The sequence below is a fragment of the Mucilaginibacter sp. CAU 1740 genome (assembly GCF_039839285.1).
Classification (GTDB): Bacteria; Bacteroidota; Bacteroidia; order Sphingobacteriales; family Sphingobacteriaceae; genus Mucilaginibacter.
In genome coordinates this window covers 445,345-465,804 of the sequence record NZ_JBDOQS010000002.1, presented here as the reverse complement: position 1 = coordinate 465,804, position 20,460 = coordinate 445,345, and the positions used below count along the sequence as shown (strand labels likewise).

Genomic DNA, 20,460 nt, shown 5'->3' with positions numbered 1-20,460 from the left:
TACAATAAAGTAACGCTTAAGGTTATGGTACTAAATGTGGTAAATGTAAAAACGGTGAGGTGCTGCGAAAGCGCTATACCGGGGTTGAGAAGAGAATTATCGATGCAAAACCCTTCTGCTGCGACACCATGGGCCACATTACTCTTGAGCAGATTGATTGATTGAATAGCATCGTTTTGTATTTTAATTTACACAAAAATACAAGTAAAGATCGAGAAATGCAAAAGTGGTGATAATGAGGTAAGTGATTAGCCTCCTCAAACAAAAGCTTTTAAGTAAAAGTAAATTACCTTTACCGTTTAGATGATCGATCAAAAAGCAATAAATAAATAGTGATGAGTAAACAGGTATCTCAAGTTGATCTTGATCAAATCGTTAACAAGTTCAGAAAACTGCCCCAACATTCTCTCATCGCGTTGAAATCACATATAACCGAAGTGAAATTTCCCAAAGGCAAAATTCTTCTTCATGCAGATAAAGTAGAGCGCAACTTATATTTTTTAAAACGAGGAATTGTTAGGGCTTATGCCGATCAGGCAAATGGCCCGGTTACATTTTGGTTTGGCCAGGAAGGTGATGTGCTGGTTTCGATGAAAAGCTATATCGTCAATGAAAAAGGATACGAAAACATCGAATTACTGGAGGATTGTGAGCTTTATGCAATTCCTACCAAAAAATTAAAAGAGCTTTACCAGGTTGATATCGACCTTGCAAATTGGGGACGAAAAGTAATTGAACACGAGTTTCTTAAAACAGAACAACGACTTATATCCATGCAATTTAAAACAGCGCAAGAACGTTACAACGAACTGATAAATACACAACCCGAACTGTTTAAGCGTGTGCAATTAGGCTATATCGCATCTTATTTAGGCATGAGCCAGGTAAGCCTTAGCCGCATCAGGGCTGAGGTTAAATAATTCTCTTTTTTAACATTTGTAAAAAGATATGTAGTTATAGTTGCAGTCCTTTGCAGCACAAAATATAACTATGAATTGGATCTATGTAATTATTGGTGGGCTATTTGAAGTTGGCTTCACCTTTTGTTTAGGAAAAGTAAAAGAAACAAACGGCACAGCATCGTACTGGTGGTTTTCGTGCTTTATCCTCTGCCTTTTTGCAAGTATGGGATTGTTGCTCAAAGCAACCCAAAGCCTGCCAATAGGCACAGCTTACGCAGTATGGACAGGCGTTGGCGCCGTTGGATCTGTAGCTGTTGGCATATTAGTATTTAATGAACCAGCTACCCTTTGGAGATTATTGTTTATCACAACACTCATCGGTTCGATCATCGGGCTAAAAGTTGTTTCACACTAACTATACGAAGCCACGATTTCCGCGAAATTACTTTCCTGAAAAATCGGTGTAATCGAAAGCCAATCGGTGTGATCCCAGTAAATAATCGGTGTAATCCCAAAAAACGGCTACGCGGCAATGTTCTGTTTAACAGCTTCTATCAGGAAATTATTTTTGAGTTCTTTTTCAGAGATCATCACGCTGAAATCATCAAACTTAACGCCGTGCTCAAGCGGGTAGAGCACATAGCCGCGTTTGGTGGCATCATATGCGCCGAGTTCAAAAATTTCGTCGTGTTTTTTGCCTTTTATTTTTGCGCCGCTTACTAACTGGTAAGCATCGAATATGGATTCAAAATTATTGTTTTTCATGGTACTAAGACCATTGCAATTACTTTGCCAATTTTCAGGCAAACCAATCAAACAGATCATTTTGCTTTAACGAAGCCTTCTTTTTTTGATTTAAATCATTGATAATTAAACCTTCCGACATTTGTATTATTCGTGTGCCGTATGTAAAAGCGTCCTTTAAATTATGCGTAATGAGTACAGCGGTCAACTTAAATTCGCGGATCAGCGAATCGGCTGTACGCATTACTACCTCGGCAGATCGTGGGTCGAGGGCGGCTGTTGGTTCATCTAACAGCAATACTTTGCAGCTATCCATAACACTCATCAACAAAGTAAGCGCTTGGCGTTGTCCGCCGGAGAGCGTGCCCATAGGCTGATCTATCTTGTCTTGAAGGCCCATACCCAAAGTGGCTATTTTTTCCTTCACCTGTTTTTTAAAAGCGTCATTAATGCCTATGGATAATCCTTTGGTTTTAGTACGAAGGGCTGCCAAGCGGAAATTATCTAAAATGCTCAGATCGGGCGCTGTACCGCTCAGTGGGTTTTGAAAAACGCGGGCTATCCATTCACTACGTTTATAGTCGGGCAGTTTGGTCACCTCGCTCCCATCAATACTGATGGTTCCGTCGCCGGGTAAAACTGTTCCTGCAATTAAGTTGAGCAAAGTAGTTTTGCCCGATCCATTCGAGCCCACTATCACCAAAAACTCTTCATCAGCAATATCAAGGCTGATACCGTTAACCGCGTTAACCTCGTTAGCCTTTCCTTTGTTGAATACCTTGTGTACGTTGTTTATCGCTATCATGATGATTTTAATAAAGATAAACGCGGTAAACTAACAATAACCAACACGAAGCCGGCTGTAACCATTTTCAATAATTTAGGATCAACACCTGCGGATAGTGTGAGTGCCAATACTAATTGAAATATAACCGCCCCGGCCAAAACCAGCACAAGGCTTAACCATACCGAAGTTATTTTAAACCAATTGATAAGCGTTTCGGCAATAATAACCGAGCCTAAGCCTACTATTACAATACCTATCCCCATGCTGATATCTGCAAAGCCCTGAAACTGCGCGATCAGATAACCGCTAAGCGCGGTGAGTGCATTGGCTAATGCCAAACCGGTGATCTTCATTCTATCGGTATTTACGCCCAGCGCCCTGATCATGCTTTCGCTGTTACCGGTGGCGCGCATGGCTATACCAAAATCGGTTTTAAGCAGGTAGCCTATCATAAACGTGATCACCACAACAAAAACCGCAAGGATCCAGAAGGTATTTTGATTAGGATCGCTTACGATATTAAGCAACGTAAACAACGATGGCAAATTGATAAGCGGCACGTTCGACCGGCCTAAAATGGATAAGTTAACCGAGTAAAGCGCCGTCATCACGAGGATCCCCGCGAGCAGCGCGTTTATTTTTAATTTGGTATGGATAATACCCGTTAAAGCACCCGCAGCAGCGCCAGCCAAAATAACAGCCGGTAAAATAACATACGTTGGCTGGTGATTGGTAAGTAATACTGCCGTAACTACACCACCCAGCGTATAACTGCCATCGGTAGTGATGTCCGGAATGTTAAAGATCTTCATGGATATGTAGATCCCCAGCGCTATGGCCGAAAAGCAAAGGCCTTGCAGTAAAGCGGTAAGATAAAAATCCATTTTATTTTACAGCCTCAAAGTTTGAAGGAATGGTGATGTTATATTTTTTGGCAGCCTCCGGGTTATAAACACGTTTCCTGATTTTTACCATTTCGGCTTTGATACCGTCTGTTTTATGGGTTTTAAGGTATTGTGCAGCTTGCTCACCTGCCTGGTAACCCCATTGGTAAATATCGGCACCAAAAGCAGCTACCGCTCCACGTTTTACCAAACCTGCTTCGCTTGTAAAAATCGGGATGTTTTTCTGGTTGCAGTTTTTCAGGATGGTTTCGAACGAGGCGAAAACCGTATTGTCCGGGTTGGCAAAAAAAGCGTCGATATTTTTATCAAGCAGTGATTGTGTAACCAACTGCGCATCGGCAGATGTATTTAACGGCAAAGCAATGATCTCAACATTCAACTTAGCGGCAAGCGATTTGATCCTGTCCAAAGCATCGGCCGATTGTGGCTCGGATTGATTGTAGATCATACCGATCACCAGCTTAGCACCTTTTGGTTTAAGCAATTTAGGGATGATAGAGAATGAAGTATCGATATAATTTAGTTCTTCAAGCGCGCCAAACAAATTTGCAGGGCCTTTTCCGCTGGCGTCAAGTACTTTCATCCTTTCGGGCGTAGGTGATACCATGGCAAAAACCGGAATGGTTTTAGTTTTTTGAAGCGCGGTAACAGTTGAAAGTGTGGTACAGGTAGCCAGCAGATCAACATTATCTGATACAAAGTGGTTTACGATCTGAGTAAGTGTAGGAATATCGCCCTGCGCATTACTGTATTCTATCTGTACGGTTTTCTTTTCTTCGCTAAAGCCATTCTTTTTTAAAGCATCGGTAAAACCGGTACGCGCCTGCGATATGGTGGCATCTTCAAAAGCATCAACAAAACCAACAACAGGCACTTGCATGCTTTTAGTTTTAGGTTTACAGGATACGATGGCAACGATTAAAAAAGCGGCAGAAATATATTTGATGAACTTCATTTTACTAAATTAATTTATTGGCGTTAAAGCTGAAAGTACAATAACAAAAGCCGGTAATTGTTTTACAAATCGATGGCTTGTTTTACTTATTCCCGCTGTAAATCGATATAAATAACAGCGCATAGGTTTACAAAGCCGAAATAAACAGCTTTGCTTAATCCTCAACAAAAAACTATAATAATTCCTGCAACTCGGCAAAGCTGCTGATAGTAGCTACCATACCATCAGGGACAACGCCAAAACCGTAATTAGCGAAAATAAACGGAACACCGGCAGTTTTAGCAGCACTATAATCGCCCATGGTATCGCCAACATACACCGGGGATTTTAGCCCATGATCATTCACAACATCTTTTATATTATCGGCTTTTGGATTGCCTTTAGTACCGAAGCATTGGTGGCCCAGGAAATGCGCATGCAATCCATTCAGATCCAAAAACAGTTCGATATAGCCGTTTTGGCAATTGCTTACTATATAAAGCTTGTATTTGGAGCCAAGATATTTTAAGGTTTCTTCCAATTGTGGATATAATTCTCCGCCTTTGCTATGCAATATCTCCAATTCGCTCACCGCGCATAAGGCTTGCACCTCTTTGCGTTGTTCGGCGTTTAATTCAGGGAATAGCTTATCAAAAATGGCATCGTAGGTCATGCCGGTTATTGAGCGAACGCGTTCTTGGGTCATTGGCTCCGTCAGGTAATCTACCTGGTCGATAGCGGTTTGCCAGGCGAGGGCTACATTGGCCGTGCTATCCCAAAGTGTACCATCCAGATCGAATATTATACTATCGTATTTGTTTTTAAGCGAGTTATCCATATCGGCGGCAAAAGTAAAGGTTTATTGGCCGATGTGTATCGCGTTATAAATTTATTTGCTACTTTCATGGCTCAAACCATGATCACAGTTAAAACAATTTCGCTAAGTATAGATGAAAAGGCCGAACTGGAAAAGGCATTACGCAAGTTTGCGGCAAAACGCGATAGCAATTTCGATTTCCTTTCTTCAGAGGTACCTTTGGTAAATAATAAATTCCTTTTAGGCTATGAAGGCAATAGCTACGTACATTTCACACGCCCACGTACCTTTATAGATCGATATCTGCCAAAGCTGATCATTAATATACCCCGTAACCCAACTGATTTATTTTATAAAATCAGATTCAGTAATACGTGTACGGGGGTACTGATATTTTTGGCGATTTTAGTTGTAATCGGCATTATTTCCGTATCCGCAGGTGAGGGCACAATTGAAGCCTTACTCTATCCACCTGGCTTTATTTGTCTGTTTGCTTTGGGTACTTTACTGGAGTATAAACTTTCCAATTTGAAAATACAAAAAGCTATCTCAAAATACAGGTTGCTGAAACATGAGCCTAACGAAAGCCGAACCAACTTTTAAACATTGTCAACCTATCCTCACAAAAACGCTAAACCGCCCCGGTAGCCTTTATTTTGGTTAAATTTGTTTAAATAACAGATAAAGGAACATATTGAATAATCGCCCTCCCAAAAATACTCTCAACACAAATTTAACTTTTAAAGAACGCTTTGAAGCGTTAAGTAACCTACCCGCTTTTTTTAAGCTGATATGGCAAACCAGCAGGTGGATGACCATCCTAAATGCTGTATTACGTTTAGTACGATCTGCATTGCCATTGGCCTTGCTTTACATAGGCAAACTCATTATTGATAACGTGGTATTGTTAAGCCACAACCACCTGCCCGATAAAACACACCTTTGGCAACTGGTAGGGATGGAATTTGGACTGGCCATTTTAGCCGACGCATTAAGCCGCTGCATTACGCTGGTTGATAGCCTGCTCGGCGACCTGTTCAGCAACCATACATCGGTAAAAATTATGGAGCATGCGGCCATACTTGATCTCGACCAGTTTGAGGATGCCGTATTTTATGATAAGCTTGAACGAGCGAGGCAACAAACCATAGGCCGATCCATTCTATTGTCGCAGGTAATGAGCCAGGTGCAGGACCTTATTACCATGATCTTCCTCGCTGCCGGTTTAATGGCTTTTAGTCCGTGGTTAATTGGCTTATTGTTAATTGCCGTGATCCCGGCTTTTTTAGGCGAATCGCATTTTAACAACCAAAGCTACGCCCTAACCCGTGGCCAAACACCCGAACGCCGTGAGCTTGACTATCTGCGTTACTTAGGGGCCAGCGATGAAACCGCTAAAGAAGTAAAGGTTTTCGACCTATCTGGCTTTATCATTAACCGCTTTAAAACCCTATCCAATAAGTTTTATGCCGATAATAAGCGCCTGGCTATTCAGCGTTCATTATGGGGCACTTTTTTTACTATGCTGGGCAGCGCCGGGTATTACGCTGCTTATGTTGTAATTATTATCCAAACTGTTAACGGTAGCGTTACTATTGGTGCGCTGGCTTTTTTGGCCGGATCGTTCAGGCAGTTGCGTACATTGCTTGAGGGCATCCTATCACGGTTTACTATGGTATCGCAAGGGGCTATTTACTTGCGCGATTTTTTTGAGTTTTTTGAGATCAAACCTAAAATAGCGCAAGCTGCCAGGCCTATCCCCTTTCCCGAAACTATTAAAAAAGGGTTCACTTTCGAAAATGTGGGCTTCAAATACAGTAATTCCGAGCGGTGGGCAAACAGGCACCTCAACTTTACCTTATATCCCGGCGAAAAACTGGCTTTGGTTGGCGAAAATGGAGCAGGCAAAAGCACACTGGTAAAACTGTTATCGCGCTTGTATGATCCAACCGAAGGCCGCATCCTGCTTGATGATATTGACCTGCGCGATTATGACCTTGCCGGGCTTCGCCTTAATGTAGGCATCATTTTTCAGGATTACCTGCGCTACCAGATGAGCTTTGCACAGAACATTGCTACAGGAAAAATAAGCGAACAGGATAACCGGCCACTTATCGAATACTCGGCCAAACAAAGTATGGCCAGCGAACTTGCCGCTCGGCTCCCGGCTGCATACGACCAGCAATTGGGCAAACGCTTTGCCGAAGGTGTTGAACTATCCGGAGGCGAATGGCAAAAAGTAGCCCTCGCCCGTGCCTATATGCGCGATGCGCAGCTACTGATACTTGATGAGCCAACATCCGCGTTGGATGCACGTGCCGAGTACACGGTTTTTGAGCGTTTTGCCGAACTTACCAAAGGGAAAACCGCCGTATTGATATCGCACCGTTTTAGCACAGTAAGGATGGCAAACCGGATTTTGGTATTAGATAAAGGTGAACTGATTGAGATTGGCAGCCATGATGAATTGATACAAAAACAAGGCCGCTATGCCGAACTTTTTGACCTCCAGGCCATGGGTTATCGTTAATATTTTTAACAAACCGGCATAAATTCTTTTTAAAGAATTTGCAACATAATGGAATATTTATTTGTACATTTAAATATTCGCCATCTTCTAATTCAAAAATGCGTAAAACTACGCATAAAATACGGTGAAATCCCTGATTCTATTTACTACAGCATTGGTTATTTTTGAACTATAGGTTGTTACTGTTACGCAGTAGCGATTTTAAAACATTCATCCCCTTGCTTATGAAATTATTTTACCATTTTCTTGTACTGGTTGCAGCATCGCTCATTATGGTTGCCTGCGCCACCATGTTTGCCTCCTCTCCGCAAAAAACAACAGGTAAACAAGCTCAACGCACCGGTAACAATTTACAAGACGACTCATTAGTTGACCCAACGGCAAATAGCCAACTCATATTTTCAGATCTGCATCATGATGATTTTTTAAGCGGATATGAAACACCCAATCCTGAACCGGAGAGAAACAAAGGTTTTGATAACCTGCGCGCAGCCGCTAATTACCTGGGGTTAGGTCGTAAAGGAAAATAAGTTTTAGTTTAATAGTTAAAATCAGTTAGTTAGGAACAGTTGTAAACAGCCGGTACAGTAATGCACCGGTTGTTTCTTTTTTAATATTTAGGGAAGGTTCCAAACATTAACATAAAGGTTATAGCAGGCAAGGCAAGCAGCAAATAAACCCTGTATAATTGCCTGTCATCAGCGTTACCCATTACAAATACGTTATATAGATCTTTTTTTAAAGTTTCAATCCTGGCTTTCATGGTGATAGTATTTAAATTGTTATATATCAGCCGCCTATATTAAATAACTAAACTTTTAATATCAGCGCTTTCATATATCTATGACCATCCCGGCAAGCCAAGGTTTAACACAAAAGCCTTTAATTAAAAAAATTAAAGGCTTTTGTGTTCACTGCAGAATATATTCTTATTTGGCTTTATCTTCGCTCATTTCGGGGTGATAGTGCAAACCCGGTGTAAGCCAGTGCATTAGCATTACCCTTGAGTAACGGTAATTAAATGGCGATAACAATACGGCCGAACTTAAAATTATAGTAACATATAACCATGGGTTGCTGCTGCCGGTTAAAACGCTGATGGCAACCGCAAGCGTAACCATTTCGGCAACGTTTAGCGCATAGCTTGCAAACATGGCCACATAAAAATAACCGGGTTCGCGCTCATATACCAGGCCGCAGTGCGAGCAGGTTTTATGCATTTCCTGTCCTTTAAATTGATACATACCTGTCATAAAAAGGTCGCCACGCCTGCAGCGGGGGCATTTGGCGTGTACAAAGGCCGACCATGGGGTTAATTTATATTCGGTAGTTTTCATGATTGTTATGATTTATTGTTTAAGGTTTTCTTTCTGAACTCTTCGGGTGTGATACCTTCTATTTTTTTAAAAAATTTGGTAAAGTATGAGTTATCGCTAAAGTTGAGGTTAAAGGCTATTTCACTGATACTCAATTTAGGGTTGGTAAGCAACCGCTTAGCTTCCAACAAGGTGCGGTTACGGATCACCTCGCCTGCCGCCAGCCCAAGCACATCTTTACAAACCGCGTTTAAATGGTTTGGGGTGATGTACAGCAACTCAGCATAATCTTTAGGGAGCTTTACATCGATATAATGCTGCTCAATCAGTTTTTGAAAATTACGGATCAGCGTTTGATTATATCCCTGCTTTACCCTGCTTTCATCTTTACCCTGAATGCGGCTAATGGTAATAAATATCTGCAGCATCAGTAATTTCACCATGTCGCTGCCTAATGCTGCAGGCTTTTCAACCTCGGCAATAATGTTCTCAAATAAATTGACAATGGCAGTTAGCTGCTCGGCAGGCAGGTCGATAACCTCATCCTGTGGGTTGGTGCTGCTTAAAAAATTAAAATTATCAAAGTAGCCCGATCTCAATAAAAACGACTGGATAAACGAGCTTGAAAAATTAATGATGTAGCCATCAACAAATCCCTCAAAATCCCAGGAATGAACCTGCCCCGGAACCATAAAGTAGATCTGCCCGGGTTTTACATCAAACTTTTCAAAATCGATGGTATGCGATCCTCCGCCGGCGGTAAACAATACCAGGTGGTAAAACGAGTGGCGGTGAGGGAAAAAGAGATTTTTGTGGGCATCCAGGTATGGCGCAAACCTGCTGATCAGGATATCGTCTTGTTTGATATCATCGGCAAGCGTGCAAATGTCAATTATTGGAATGCTTTGTAACATGTACCAAAAGTACAAACAATACAACCTACGCGAATGGTACTTTTTTTATTTCGAGTGGTACTAATCAACGATTGTTAAACTTTGCTACCGCTCACAGGCGTCCATTTCTGGATAATATCTTCAACTCTTTCAAAAGTAAAGGGTTTGCTCACAAAATCTTTCATGCCGGCCTGGGCGCATTCGCGTTCGTTTTCGCTTAGTACATTAGCCGTCATGGCAATTATCGGTGGCGCGCCTGCCCCATGCTTACGGATAATTTGGCGGGTAGCCTGCAGGCCATCCATCTCGGGCATTTGGATATCCATAAATACCAGGTCGTAATTGCATTGCTCAACCATATTAACCGCAGCCAAACCATTTTCGGCAATATCGATGTTATAGCCAACTTTTTTAAAAATCTTACTGGCTATCAACTGGTTCATCTTGTTATCCTCGGCCAGCAAAATACGTAACGGGCGATATTTAAACTCGGTTTTGTCTATCTCCTCAACCTCATGCTCAACTGCCGAATAGGTAACCTGTAATGGCAGGCTAAAACTAAATACGGAGCCTTCGGCCTCCTTACTTTCGACCCAGATCTGGCCGTGCATCAGTTCTACCAGTTTTTTACAGATAGACAACCCGAGGCCGGTACCACCGTACTTACGCAATGCGGTAGTATTTACCTGTGTAAATGGCTTAAAGAGTTGGGTCAGGGCTTCCTCGCCTATTCCAATACCATCATCTTTTACACTAAAAATGATTTGCTGGGTGTTACCTGCAATTTCGGATGCTTTTATCTTGAGCGTAACGGCGCCTTCGTCGGTAAACTTAATGGCGTTTCCTATCAGGTTTACCAAAATTTGCTGTAGCCTGCCGTTATCAACAATAACATAATTGGCTACGTTTTCGTCAACCTCATAATTGAGGGTTAAGGGCTTGCGCGACGCTGCAATATTAGGCGAAGTAATTTCAATAACCGTTTTAATACAGCTACGTAAATGGGTAGCCACCGGCTGCAACACCAGTTTATCGGCCTCAATTTTTGAGATATCCAGTATATCGCTAATAATATTGATCAACAGGTTACTGCTTGATTGCAGGGTTTGCAATAACTCCTGCTGATCGGGCTGCAGGTTGGTGCGTGATAGTAACTGCGCGGTACCAATAATTCCATTAAGAGGCGTACGGATCTCGTGGCTCATATTAGCCAGGAAGTTTGATTTAGCGAAAGTGGCTGCTTCAGCCTGATCGCGCGAGGCCGATAGTTCAATTTGTGAAGCCTCCAGTTCGTTACTTTTGCGGATCAACGCGTTTTTATCCGATTCATGGCTTCGTTTTATAAAGCCAATCAGCACGCCAACAATCAATACGTTTACAGTAACCGAGGTGATCAGGTCTTTTTCGCGGGCCTCTTGAGTATAAGGTTGAACCAGGCCCGGATAATGTTTTTCTACATAATAACATCCCCACAGAATGGCAATAAGAGCTCCTATAAAAATAAAGTGAAAGCGCTTTTTTACTAAAAGGGTGATGAGCAGAATAAGGAAAATGCCCGATTGTGTAGTTGAACCATTAATGCCCCCATTAAAAAACCAGCCGGGAATAACGGAGAGCAAACCAAAACAGATATAAACAAAAGCTACGTTCTCCCTAAATTTAACAAAGCGGCTGCGGTAAAAAGCCCAACCCGAAAATGTTGCCACAAACAGTTGCACAAGCACCAGTTTGTAGGCCATCCCCAAAACTAAATTAACCGACATGGAAAAAACCGTGCTTACGCAGATAAACAGAGAAAGCGCGTTGAACAGCTTATTCTCCAGCGACAAATCTGGCTTACCGTAGCCAATAATTTGTTTCAGTTTTTCCATTTAAAATAAAAAATTAATTAGAGAGAACCTTTTATACCGGTAAAAGGCAGTTTCGGTTTAGTAAATAAAGTGTTTTTTTCACAATATTTCACAACTAAATTGTGTAAAAATGAGAAAAACAACCCCGATTTGTCTAATAATTAAATCCAATTTCAGATGTAATTATTAAGCAACAAAAAACAGCATACCTGGTTAAAAGATATGCTGTTAAATATGTGTGATTAGAATTATTAATAAGCGCTGGCGGTATTCAGGGCTTCGATGGTTTCGGCAGACAGTTGCAAGTTGGCCGCTTTGGCAAACTCCTTTAGCTGATCAAGGGTGGTGGCACTAACAATGGGCGCGGTTACACTTGGTCTTGCAATTAACCATGCCAATGCAATAGCAGTTTGACTTGCGTTATACTGGGCGGCGGCCTCATCAAGTGCAGCCAGGATTTTAAATCCCCGATCATTCAGGTATTTCTTCACCATGCCTGCACGGTTACTACCCTGCAAATCGCCCTCCGATCGGTATTTGCCACTCAAAAAGCCGCTGGCTAATGAAAAATAGCTGATCACGCCGATGTTTTTCTCTTTAAGAAATGGCTCGTAAGTAGTTTCATATTTTTCCCTGTCGAACAGGTTATACTCAGGTTGAAGGGTTTGGTAGGAGATCAACCCTTGTTCAACACTCACTTTTAATGATTCGTGCAAGCGCTCTACCGACATATTTGATGTACCGATGGCGCGAACTTTACCATCCTGTACCAGCTTGTCATAAGCGCGAAGCGTTTCTTCAACCGGGGTAGAGGGATCATCAAAATGGGTTTGGTAAAGGTCGATATAATCGGTCTGTAGTCTTTTTAACGAATCCTCAGCAGCCTGTATGATATAATCTTTTTTCAGCCCCTTTTTGTTCGAGTCCATTTCCGAGCCTACTTTGGTGGCAATGATAACCTCGCTGCGTTTACCGCTTTGTTTAAGCCATTTGCCAATTTCGGTTTCAGATTCGCCGCCTTTGTTACCTTCAACCCAACGCGAGTAAACATCGGCAGTATCAATGGTATTAAAACCGGCATCCAAAAACGCGTCGAGTAAAACGGCGGTATCGTTGCCTTTAACAGTCCACCCGAAAACGTTGCCACCAAAAACCAGCGGCGCGGTCAGTAGTTCGGATTTTCCTAATTCACGCTTTTCCATAGTATATTTTTTATGTAAAAAGAGGAATTACGGGGCAATTGTTTGTCAGCCTAATGAAATAACCCCGTGCTTATTTATAACAAAACTGAATTAAAAACGACAATGCATCGCTTAAAACTAAGTACATTTGCCGCTTGTTAATTAAATATAATGGCTAAAGTTTCTATCAACCTGGCAACAGGCTCATTGCAAAAAGAAGAGATCATTGTAGGGATCGATTTGGGTACAACCAACTCATTGGTGGCATTTATCAACCCGGATAAAAATCCGCAGGTAATAAATGATGCCGGTAAAGGTGTATTGGTACCCTCGGTAGTGCATTTTGGCCCTACAGGCGATGTACTGGTAGGCAACGAAGCCAAAGATTTTTTAATAACCGATCCGCAGAATACCATTTTTTCTGTTAAACGGTTGTTAGGCCGCAGCTATCATGATATTGAAAAACATAAAGACTTTTTTAGCTATAAAGTAATTGACGATGACACCGAAAGTCTTGTAAAAATTAAGGTTGGCGATAAATTCTATACCCCTATCGAGCTTTCGGCCCTGATATTAAAAGAACTCAAAGCCCGTGCCGAGCACGCGCTTAAAACCCCTGTTAACCGGGCCGTGGTAACTGTGCCAGCCTATTTTAACGATTCGCAGCGCCAGGCGACCCGCGATGCAGGCAAACTTGCCGGGCTGGATGTTTTGCGTATTGTTAACGAACCTACCGCGGCCAGTTTAGCATATGGTATCGGCTTAAATCCCGACGAAACCAAAACTATAGCCGTGTATGATCTGGGCGGCGGTACTTTTGACGTATCCATTCTGCAAATTCAGAATGGCATATTCGAGGTGCTATCAACCAATGGTGATACATTTTTAGGCGGCGATGATTTTGACCGCATCATAGTTGATTACTGGATAGAGAAAAACCAGTTGAACAAAGCCGAAGTATTAGCAAATACTGAGCTTGCACAACAATTGCGCTTAAAAGCAGAGGAAACGAAAAAAGCTTTCGCACACCAAAGCCTGGTTAATGAAAAAGTTGGAGACATCTGGTGTACACTTGACCGTACCACTTTCGAAGAACTGATCCTTCCTAAAGTACAACAAACCATTACCAGCTGCCAAAACGCGCTGAGCGATGCTAAACTAACTATCGATCAGATTGATGAGGTGGTTATGGTAGGCGGATCAACCCGTACAGCTTTGGTTAAACGGATGGTTGGCGAGTTTTTCGGTCGCCCGGTGCATGATGATGTTAACCCGGATGAAGTGGTTGCTTTAGGTGCAGCCATCCAGGCTGATATTTTGGCCGGTAACCGCAAGGATATTTTATTGTTGGATGTTACCCCACTATCCTTAGGTATTGAAACCATGGGTGGTTTGATGGATGTGATCATCCCACGTAACTCAAAAGTACCAACCAAAGGCGGCAGGCAATATACCACATCGATAGATGGGCAGGTGAACATGAAAATAGCCGTTTACCAAGGCGAACGCGACCTGATCAAAGAAAACCGTAAACTGGCCGAATTTGATTTGAAAGGCATCCCGGCCATGCCTGCAGGTTTCCCTAAAGTAGATATTAACTTTTTATTGAATGCTGATGGCATCCTTACCATACAAGCTATCGAGCTACGTTCGGGCGTTAAACAACAGGTCGAGGTAAAACCAACCTACGGCATTACCGATGAGCAAGTAGAGCAAATGCTGATGGACAGCATAACCCACGCTAAAGACGACGTAAGTCAGCGTATGCTAATTGAGGCACGTACCGAAGGCGAACAGATGGTTTACACCGTTGAACGCTTTATGCAAAAACATGCCGCCTATATATCCATTACTGAAATTAGCGATACCACCCAACTGATCAATAAGCTAAAAGAAGCCTTAACCAGCGGTGATAAAGACTTGATACTGAAAAGCATCGACGAGGTAAATGAGTTTACCCGTCCATTTGCAGAACGCCTGATGGACCAAGCTATAAGTACGGCCATGAAGGGCAAGAGTATTGAATAGGCACAGATATTGCTCGTAACCTGCCAAAAATCATAGCCATTTGAAAAAGACAATATCTACCTTAGTCCTACTGCTGCTTATAGCCGTTACTACCAACGCTTGCGCCACAACTCGCAAACACTTTAAAGACACTACCGCGAAAGCTTCGCTGGATACTTTAAAGTACGATTCGCTAATGAAGAAACTGGCCAATGGCGATAAAAGCGGCAGGTGGCCGGTTAAAACCAAAGAATACCCCCTACCCGGTGCCATATTGCCTTTTAACCGCATAGTTGCCTTTTACGGTAATCTTTATTCAAAAAACATGGGTGTGCTGGGCCAGTACCCGCGCAAAACTATGTTGAACAAATTAAAGGAAGAGGTTAAAAATTGGGAGAAGGCCGATACCGCTACAAGTGTAGTTCCTGCCCTGCATTATATCTGCGTAACTGCCCAGGCAGATGCCGGCCGCAACGGTTTACATAACCTTCGCATGCCTTTTAGCCAGATCGACACTGTGATCAGCTGGGCCAAAAGCATTAACGCTATTGTATTTTTAGATATACAGGTTGGCTTCAGCACCGTACAAACCGAACTGCCTTTACTGGAAAAATACCTAAAAATGCCCAACGTACATTTCGGCATCGACCCTGAATTTTCTATGAAAGAAGGAAGCGTTCCCGGCAAACGCATTGGCACTTTTGATGCCGATGACATAAATTACGTTACCAACTACCTGGCCAAACTGGTAAAAAAGAATGATCTGCCTCCTAAGATTTTCGTGGTGCACCGCTTTACCAAACGCATGGTAACCAATTACAAGGACATCAAACTACGCCCCGAAGTGCAGGTAGTTATGGATATGGATGGCTGGGGCGGCCCCGAACTTAAAAAAGGGACTTATAAATATTTTATTTCGGAAGAGCCGGTGCAGTTTACAGGGTTTAAACTTTTCTATAAGAACGACATCAAGAACGAACCGCATAGGATGCTAACTCCTAAAGAGGTTTTGAATTTGAAGCCTGCACCTGTTTATATACAGTACCAGTAAAACAACAACTTTATATTTAAACCGGTTTACATATATTTGGTGCATCTAAACCTTATATATGAAACCGGTTTTTAAATTTCTATTCTTTCTTCTCTTTATTGTTATCTCAAATATAGCTACAGCGCAAAACATGGCCGATTTGAACAGAGCGATGGCCAAACAAGATATGTTCTTTAAAACACAGATGCAGAATCTTACCGATGCGGTGAGGTGGACACATTTGGGAAAGGCAGGAACATATAATCCAAAATACACTTTCACCGTAACCATGGCCGACGGCACGACCAAAGAAGTTAGTTCAAAAATTTATGCCGATACCGCTGTTCACAAAAACTACCTGCTATTTGTTGATAAAACCTTAGCGAAGAAAGACTCAAACAGGAACCAAAAAATCTACCCGCAACAAACCAAAACCATATCACGCGTGCTATCGCCATATGAGGATGCCAAAGTGCCAGCAAATAATTTCAAAGGCATTGCTAAAGACAGCTGTTGGATGTTTAAAGTTGTAAAAGGTCAAATAAGCGCTTATTCGTTATTGAGTGAAGAAGACGGGGTAGATTTTGATCAATCAACCCTGGTAGGTATCCAACTAAATAATGGCGAGATCATTAAATTTAACGAAGCTAACCTAAAAGCAATGGTAGGCAATGATGCCGACGCGTTGGAGAAAATTCAGAAAAAGGATTATATAAAGGCGATCAAAAAGTACAATAAGAATGTAGTGAAGACAGCAAACGCTGAGAAAAGTCTATCTAACACGACATCTAAAAATCCATAACTCCTCCATCCAAAGATTTATCATTTTATTTACTCCAGAAGCCCGTCACTTTAATTTCGGTAATATTAGGTACCGATAGTTCCGAGTTATTCCAATTAAAACGGGTTTCGTATATTTAACACATCTAAACTTTATATATGAAATCCCTTTTTAAATATGTCCTGATTTTTATTGCTCTTTTACCTGCCCGATCCGTTTTTGCCCAGCGCGGTTATACGCCCGATGTTTCACGTGCAATTAACAATTCAAACATGCAATGGCAATCGCAAATGAGCGGATTGAGGATGCTTAGTTTACAAGGCGGGGATATTACCTATAACTTTAAATATATATTTACGGTGACCATGGCTGATGGTACAACGAGAGAAGTGAACTCGAAAATTTACACCGATACCACTGTACATAAGAGTTACCTGTTGTTTGTAGATAAATCATTACCCAAAACTGATTCGAACAGAAATCAAAAGATCTTTCCAGAGCAAACCAAGGAAATATCCCGCAACCTTGCACTAATTTCGGGGAATATAAAAAAGGCTGATTTCCCAACTCCCCCAAGGTATTACAAGGGAATATCTAAAGACAGTTGCTGGATGTTCAAAGTAATTTCGGGCCCGATAAGTGCTTATTCTTTTTTAAGCGAAGAAGAAGGGAATACCTTTAATCCTTCTACAGTTGTCAGTATCCAACTGAACAATGGGGAGATTGTTAAATTTAGCGAAGAGAATTTGAAAGCCATAGTTGGCAACGATATCGACGCGCTGGAAAATATCCAACGTAAAAATTATTTAAAGGCGATTAAAAAGTATAACAGAAATGCTGAAAAGGCTGCAAAAAACAGTCCTGATAAGACTGCGAAGAATCCATAAATAAAAAATCCCCTTTCGGGGATTTTTTATTTAAAGTATTATTTACTTAAAGCTTCCTGCTCCTTCAGCGCAGCGATATTATTGCTGTCGCTGTAACTTGCGGTCTGGTTGGCAAAATCCTCGAGAATTGCTGTTATGGTGTCCAGGTTATCTGATACACGTTGGTGCATATCCGGGAGATCTTTCTCCAGGCGTTTATCGCCCAGTTCAATATTATCAACTTCTATTTTGGCCAGTTTGGTAATGATAGCCTGCTGGCTGTTTTTCAAGTCTTCCAATTCATGGACAATTTTTTCCATCAGTCCAAACTTCTTTAACTTATCCATAATGAGTGGTTTTAATTATTAATATATAATCTAACCCCTCGCATAAAAAATTGTTTTGATTTGGAATTTTCAAAACCAACTAATACCTTAGTTAAACTAAATAATTAGTTATGAAAAATATCATTTTAACCTTTGCCTTATTACTCTTCACCAAGGCCTTGTTTGCCCAAAAAGCTGCTAACGATTCCGTTCTGTTAGATTATTATCAAAATCAACATTTTGCCGAAGCTGCCGATTATCTCAAAGCAACTTATCCCGAACCCATAACCGATTTAAAAGTATTAAACAAACTGGCCTACACCTCAAGAATGGCTTCCCGCCTCCCCGATGCCAACACCTATTATCAGCGGGTTTACGAGGCTGATACTACCAACCTCAGCAGTATTTACAATATGAGCGAAATCAGCAAACGCCGGGGTAAAAACAAAGTGGCTATAAGCTATATAAAAAAGATACTGCTTAAAGACACCACAAATTTCGACGTCTACAAACAACTGTCGGATCTATCGTATAACATTGGCGATCTGCAAGGTAATATCATCTACCTGCAAAAGGCCAATAATATTAACCCAACTAATCCGGATGTGGCTTTTGATCTTTCTACTTATTTCATCAAGCTAAAACAATACGGTAATGCCGAACAGGTTATAGATAAGGCGCTGGCAGCAGACACGGCCAACATGCTGTTATTACAGGGCAAAGCTCAATCTGATTACGCGCTGAGAAAATATCCCGAAACTGTTATAATTGCCAAAAAGCTGATAGATGCAGGGCAGCAGACCAACGCAATCATTTCGATGCTGGGAACCGCTTACTACATGACTAACGACTATACCAATTGCATAAAGACTTTTAAACTATTAAATGATAACCAATTAGGAACTGAATCGTCATTTTACTACACCGCAATGAGTTATAAGGCTTTGCATAACAACGTTCAGGCTATTATTTGCCTGGATAAGGCGATAGAAGTGGGTATATCAAGTGGGATAAGCTCTTTTTATAGCGAAAAAGGCGATTCGTACGATCGCCTCCATCAATTAGATAAGGCGGTTGCTGCCTATCAAAAAAGTTTAATGTATAAACCGGATCCTATTACTTATTACGCTCTCGCTACGCTTTACGATACCGGATTAAAGAACAAAAAATCAGCTTTAAAATACTATAAAAAATACCTTGCCAGCAAAAAACCCCAGGACACACAAAAAACCTACATTGCTTATTCCCAACAACGTATTAAGTCATTAGCGACAGGTATATAGTCTCAAGTCGAAAGTCTTAAGTCCAAAGTCAAAAGTCAAAAGTCAAAAAACAATATTTACTTTGGGCTTAAGACCTTCGACTTTGAACTTAAATTAACGTTGCATCAAACGGGCAACGTATTTACCAATGATATCAAACTCGAGGTTTACCTGGTCGCCAACACGAACGTTGTGCAGGTTGGTATGCTCATAAGTATAAGGGATGATGGCTACCGAAAAGCTATTGGCGTGCGAGTTAACCACGGTAAGACTAATGCCGTTTACGCAGATAGAGCCTTTCTCAACAGTGACATTGCCTAAAGATGCATCGTACTCAAAAGTGTATTCCCAGCTGCCTTCAAGCGCGTTAAAGGCCGTACAAACAGCAACCTGATCAACATGACCTTGAACTATGTGACCATCTAAACGGGCGTTCATTTGCATGCAACGCTCCAGGTTTACCGGGTCGCCAACTTTAAGCTGGCCGAGGCTGGTTTTATTAAGGGTTTCTTCAATAGCTGTAACCACGTGCAGGCCATCGGCCAAAGCTACAACGGTGAGGCAAACGCCATTATGGGCAACCGACTGATCGATCTTTAATTCGTGCGAGATAGATGATTCGACGGTGATGTGCAGGTTGCCTTTTTCCTGTTGCAGTTCGGTGATCCTGCCTAATGTTTCAATTATTCCGGTAAACATATGTGCCTTTTCCAATTTTATATTAATGTAAAGCTATTGATATTTTGGGAAAGGGTTTGTCAGGATAAAATGGATTTATTTGAAGTTAGAAAAAAGGTCTTTCCGTTTATTGCGGAGGTCCTTACCGCCCTCCAATACCGATTTCAGGTTGGCGAGGTAGAACGTCCAGCCCAGCTGACATTGAACATATAGGTTCTTTCCAGGATCGTTTTCTTCCGGGATATTTTCCTGAGTTAACTCCACTATAACTATCCCTAATTTACAGGTGATGGATACACTAACGATTGTTCCGCCGGTAAAGGTAAACTTTACAAAGTCGCTGCCGTTGGCTTCCAGTATCTGGCCATTTTCGGTAGTTGTATCATCATAACCATGCCAGTACCAGGTGTAAGTATCTTCCTTTTTGATAAATTCCTGCACTTCGCGCTGACGGCCTCCGATGGCAAAGAAATCAGCCTTGCGTAAAAACCAGGTTTCCAGGCCTTCGGGCGTGGCCCAGGCTTCGTACATACTGCGTACATCGGTGTCAACATCGGCAGTTATTTTAAACTTGCTCCATCTGTCGTCTGTTATCATAGTAAATAGGGTCGAGGTGTTTAGTACCAAAAATAACGATTATAATCGGGGCTT

Annotated in this window: 23 protein-coding genes; 10 read left to right on the top strand and 13 right to left on the bottom strand. The window is 41.7% G+C overall.

The features are described 5' to 3' along the window. Positions 1-335: 335 nt before the first annotated feature. Complete coding sequence (locus AAFN85_RS06235; protein ID WP_347526172.1) at positions 336-920, top strand: Crp/Fnr family transcriptional regulator; 585 nt, start codon at positions 336-338, stop codon at positions 918-920. A 70-nt stretch (positions 921-990) separates the two neighbouring features. Further along, on the top strand, positions 991-1,317 hold the full coding sequence (locus AAFN85_RS06230; protein WP_347526170.1) for a multidrug efflux SMR transporter: 327 nt from the start codon (positions 991-993) through the stop codon (positions 1,315-1,317). Between the two features lie 107 nt (positions 1,318-1,424). Here AAFN85_RS06230 and AAFN85_RS06225 read toward each other — a convergent pair whose 3' ends face one another. The 5 genes from AAFN85_RS06225 to AAFN85_RS06205 form a co-directional block, all read right to left on the bottom strand. After that, positions 1,425-1,667: a hypothetical protein gene (locus AAFN85_RS06225; RefSeq protein ID WP_347526169.1), complete on the bottom strand. Its 243-nt coding sequence runs from the start codon at positions 1,665-1,667 to the stop codon at positions 1,425-1,427. 34 nt (positions 1,668-1,701) lie between these two features. After that, entirely contained in the window at positions 1,702-2,451 is a 750-nt protein-coding gene (locus AAFN85_RS06220; protein WP_347526168.1) for an ATP-binding cassette domain-containing protein, read from the bottom strand. After that, positions 2,448-3,317, bottom strand: coding sequence for an ABC transporter permease (locus tag AAFN85_RS06215; RefSeq protein WP_347526167.1), 870 nt, complete (start codon positions 3,315-3,317; stop codon positions 2,448-2,450). The genes AAFN85_RS06220 and AAFN85_RS06215 overlap by 4 nt, the downstream gene beginning before the upstream one ends. Position 3,318: 1 nt before the next feature. Next, positions 3,319-4,293, bottom strand: coding sequence for an ABC transporter substrate-binding protein (locus AAFN85_RS06210; protein WP_347526165.1), 975 nt, complete (start codon positions 4,291-4,293; stop codon positions 3,319-3,321). 172 nt (positions 4,294-4,465) lie between these two features. Beyond that, on the bottom strand, positions 4,466-5,110 hold the full coding sequence (locus tag AAFN85_RS06205) for an HAD family hydrolase (protein ID WP_347526164.1): 645 nt from the start codon (positions 5,108-5,110) through the stop codon (positions 4,466-4,468). A gap of 78 nt (positions 5,111-5,188) precedes the next feature. Here AAFN85_RS06205 and AAFN85_RS06200 point away from each other — a divergent pair, with 78 nt between their 5' ends. The 3 genes from AAFN85_RS06200 to AAFN85_RS06190 all read left to right on the top strand — a co-directional run bounded on the left by AAFN85_RS06200 (position 5,189) and on the right by AAFN85_RS06190 (position 8,149). Beyond that, positions 5,189-5,692: a hypothetical protein gene (locus AAFN85_RS06200; protein ID WP_347526163.1), complete on the top strand. Its 504-nt coding sequence runs from the start codon at positions 5,189-5,191 to the stop codon at positions 5,690-5,692. Positions 5,693-5,900: 208 nt separating this feature from the next. Beyond that, positions 5,901-7,619 carry an ABC transporter ATP-binding protein gene (locus AAFN85_RS06195; RefSeq protein ID WP_347526162.1) on the top strand — a complete coding sequence of 573 codons (1,719 nt, stop codon included), beginning with the start codon at positions 5,901-5,903 and terminating at the stop codon, positions 7,617-7,619. Positions 7,620-7,843: 224 nt separating this feature from the next. Beyond that, positions 7,844-8,149 (top strand): hypothetical protein, encoded by a 306-nt coding sequence (locus AAFN85_RS06190; protein ID WP_347526161.1) that lies wholly within the window; start codon positions 7,844-7,846, stop codon positions 8,147-8,149. Between the two features lie 80 nt (positions 8,150-8,229). On the opposite strand, the gene AAFN85_RS06185 is transcribed toward AAFN85_RS06190, so the two are convergent. From AAFN85_RS06185 to AAFN85_RS06165, 5 genes are all read right to left on the bottom strand, one after another. After that, positions 8,230-8,382, bottom strand: coding sequence for a hypothetical protein (locus AAFN85_RS06185; protein WP_347526160.1), 153 nt, complete (start codon positions 8,380-8,382; stop codon positions 8,230-8,232). Positions 8,383-8,548: 166 nt separating this feature from the next. Then, positions 8,549-8,956 (bottom strand): DUF983 domain-containing protein, encoded by a 408-nt coding sequence (locus AAFN85_RS06180; protein ID WP_347526159.1) that lies wholly within the window; start codon positions 8,954-8,956, stop codon positions 8,549-8,551. A 5-nt stretch (positions 8,957-8,961) separates the two neighbouring features. Beyond that, positions 8,962-9,849, bottom strand: coding sequence for an AraC family transcriptional regulator (locus AAFN85_RS06175; RefSeq protein ID WP_347526158.1), 888 nt, complete (start codon positions 9,847-9,849; stop codon positions 8,962-8,964). A 74-nt stretch (positions 9,850-9,923) separates the two neighbouring features. Continuing rightward, positions 9,924-11,699 carry an ATP-binding protein gene (locus AAFN85_RS06170; protein WP_347526156.1) on the bottom strand — a complete coding sequence of 592 codons (1,776 nt, stop codon included), beginning with the start codon at positions 11,697-11,699 and terminating at the stop codon, positions 9,924-9,926. Between the two features lie 230 nt (positions 11,700-11,929). Further along, positions 11,930-12,880 (bottom strand): aldo/keto reductase, encoded by a 951-nt coding sequence (locus AAFN85_RS06165; RefSeq protein ID WP_347526155.1) that lies wholly within the window; start codon positions 12,878-12,880, stop codon positions 11,930-11,932. Positions 12,881-13,030: 150 nt separating this feature from the next. On the opposite strand from AAFN85_RS06165, the gene hscA reads away from it, so the two are divergent. The 4 genes from hscA to AAFN85_RS06145 all read left to right on the top strand — a co-directional run bounded on the left by hscA (position 13,031) and on the right by AAFN85_RS06145 (position 17,564). After that, the gene (hscA, locus tag AAFN85_RS06160) at positions 13,031-14,887 is read left to right on the top strand and encodes a Fe-S protein assembly chaperone HscA (RefSeq protein ID WP_347526154.1); all 1,857 of its coding nucleotides are present in this window, start codon (positions 13,031-13,033) and stop codon (positions 14,885-14,887) included. Positions 14,888-14,927: 40 nt separating this feature from the next. Further along, on the top strand, positions 14,928-15,917 hold the full coding sequence (locus AAFN85_RS06155) for a hypothetical protein (RefSeq protein WP_347526153.1): 990 nt from the start codon (positions 14,928-14,930) through the stop codon (positions 15,915-15,917). A 130-nt stretch (positions 15,918-16,047) separates the two neighbouring features. Beyond that, complete coding sequence (locus tag AAFN85_RS06150; protein WP_347526152.1) at positions 16,048-16,698, top strand: hypothetical protein; 651 nt, start codon at positions 16,048-16,050, stop codon at positions 16,696-16,698. A 137-nt stretch (positions 16,699-16,835) separates the two neighbouring features. Further along, positions 16,836-17,564, top strand: a complete 729-nt coding sequence (locus AAFN85_RS06145) for a hypothetical protein (protein ID WP_347526151.1) — start codon at positions 16,836-16,838, stop codon at positions 17,562-17,564. Between the two features lie 38 nt (positions 17,565-17,602). Here the strand turns inward: AAFN85_RS06145 and AAFN85_RS06140 are convergent, their stop codons facing one another. Further along, positions 17,603-17,890: a hypothetical protein gene (locus AAFN85_RS06140; protein ID WP_347526150.1), complete on the bottom strand. Its 288-nt coding sequence runs from the start codon at positions 17,888-17,890 to the stop codon at positions 17,603-17,605. A gap of 110 nt (positions 17,891-18,000) precedes the next feature. Here AAFN85_RS06140 and AAFN85_RS06135 point away from each other — a divergent pair, with 110 nt between their 5' ends. Continuing rightward, positions 18,001-19,152 (top strand): hypothetical protein, encoded by a 1,152-nt coding sequence (locus AAFN85_RS06135; RefSeq protein WP_347526149.1) that lies wholly within the window; start codon positions 18,001-18,003, stop codon positions 19,150-19,152. A gap of 93 nt (positions 19,153-19,245) precedes the next feature. On the opposite strand, the gene AAFN85_RS06130 is transcribed toward AAFN85_RS06135, so the two are convergent. Both AAFN85_RS06130 and AAFN85_RS06125 read right to left on the bottom strand, forming a co-directional pair. Next, the gene (locus AAFN85_RS06130; RefSeq protein WP_347526148.1) at positions 19,246-19,830 is read right to left on the bottom strand and encodes a riboflavin synthase; all 585 of its coding nucleotides are present in this window, start codon (positions 19,828-19,830) and stop codon (positions 19,246-19,248) included. 75 nt (positions 19,831-19,905) lie between these two features. Then, on the bottom strand, positions 19,906-20,406 hold the full coding sequence (locus tag AAFN85_RS06125) for an SRPBCC domain-containing protein (RefSeq protein WP_347526147.1): 501 nt from the start codon (positions 20,404-20,406) through the stop codon (positions 19,906-19,908). Between the last annotated feature and the right edge of the window lie 54 nt (positions 20,407-20,460).

Bases quoted from the DNA above. Each gene is read 5' to 3' on its own strand.
- AAFN85_RS06135 (WP_347526149.1), top strand. From the start codon at position 18,001: ATGAAAAATATCATTTTAACCTTTGCCTTATTACTCTTCACCAAGGCC.
- AAFN85_RS06130 (WP_347526148.1), bottom strand. From the start codon at position 19,830: ATGTTTACCGGAATAATTGAAACATTAGGCAGGATCACCGAACTGCAA.
- AAFN85_RS06145 (WP_347526151.1), top strand. From the start codon at position 16,836: ATGAAATCCCTTTTTAAATATGTCCTGATTTTTATTGCTCTTTTACCT.
- AAFN85_RS06185 (WP_347526160.1), bottom strand. From the start codon at position 8,382: ATGAAAGCCAGGATTGAAACTTTAAAAAAAGATCTATATAACGTATTT.
- AAFN85_RS06170 (WP_347526156.1), bottom strand. From the start codon at position 11,699: ATGGAAAAACTGAAACAAATTATTGGCTACGGTAAGCCAGATTTGTCG.
- AAFN85_RS06220 (WP_347526168.1), bottom strand. From the start codon at position 2,451: ATGATAGCGATAAACAACGTACACAAGGTATTCAACAAAGGAAAGGCT.
- AAFN85_RS06165 (WP_347526155.1), bottom strand. From the start codon at position 12,880: ATGGAAAAGCGTGAATTAGGAAAATCCGAACTACTGACCGCGCCGCTG.
- hscA (WP_347526154.1), top strand. From the start codon at position 13,031: ATGGCTAAAGTTTCTATCAACCTGGCAACAGGCTCATTGCAAAAAGAA.
- AAFN85_RS06230 (WP_347526170.1), top strand. From the start codon at position 991: ATGAATTGGATCTATGTAATTATTGGTGGGCTATTTGAAGTTGGCTTC.
- AAFN85_RS06235 (WP_347526172.1), top strand. From the start codon at position 336: ATGAGTAAACAGGTATCTCAAGTTGATCTTGATCAAATCGTTAACAAG.
- AAFN85_RS06175 (WP_347526158.1), bottom strand. From the start codon at position 9,849: ATGTTACAAAGCATTCCAATAATTGACATTTGCACGCTTGCCGATGAT.
- AAFN85_RS06215 (WP_347526167.1), bottom strand. From the start codon at position 3,317: ATGGATTTTTATCTTACCGCTTTACTGCAAGGCCTTTGCTTTTCGGCC.
- AAFN85_RS06195 (WP_347526162.1), top strand. From the start codon at position 5,901: ATGACCATCCTAAATGCTGTATTACGTTTAGTACGATCTGCATTGCCA.
- AAFN85_RS06125 (WP_347526147.1), bottom strand. From the start codon at position 20,406: ATGATAACAGACGACAGATGGAGCAAGTTTAAAATAACTGCCGATGTT.
- AAFN85_RS06190 (WP_347526161.1), top strand. From the start codon at position 7,844: ATGAAATTATTTTACCATTTTCTTGTACTGGTTGCAGCATCGCTCATT.
- AAFN85_RS06200 (WP_347526163.1), top strand. From the start codon at position 5,189: ATGATCACAGTTAAAACAATTTCGCTAAGTATAGATGAAAAGGCCGAA.
- AAFN85_RS06205 (WP_347526164.1), bottom strand. From the start codon at position 5,110: ATGGATAACTCGCTTAAAAACAAATACGATAGTATAATATTCGATCTG.
- AAFN85_RS06225 (WP_347526169.1), bottom strand. From the start codon at position 1,667: ATGAAAAACAATAATTTTGAATCCATATTCGATGCTTACCAGTTAGTA.
- AAFN85_RS06140 (WP_347526150.1), bottom strand. From the start codon at position 17,890: ATGGATAAGTTAAAGAAGTTTGGACTGATGGAAAAAATTGTCCATGAA.
- AAFN85_RS06180 (WP_347526159.1), bottom strand. From the start codon at position 8,956: ATGAAAACTACCGAATATAAATTAACCCCATGGTCGGCCTTTGTACAC.
- AAFN85_RS06210 (WP_347526165.1), bottom strand. From the start codon at position 4,293: ATGAAGTTCATCAAATATATTTCTGCCGCTTTTTTAATCGTTGCCATC.
- AAFN85_RS06150 (WP_347526152.1), top strand. From the start codon at position 16,048: ATGGCCGATTTGAACAGAGCGATGGCCAAACAAGATATGTTCTTTAAA.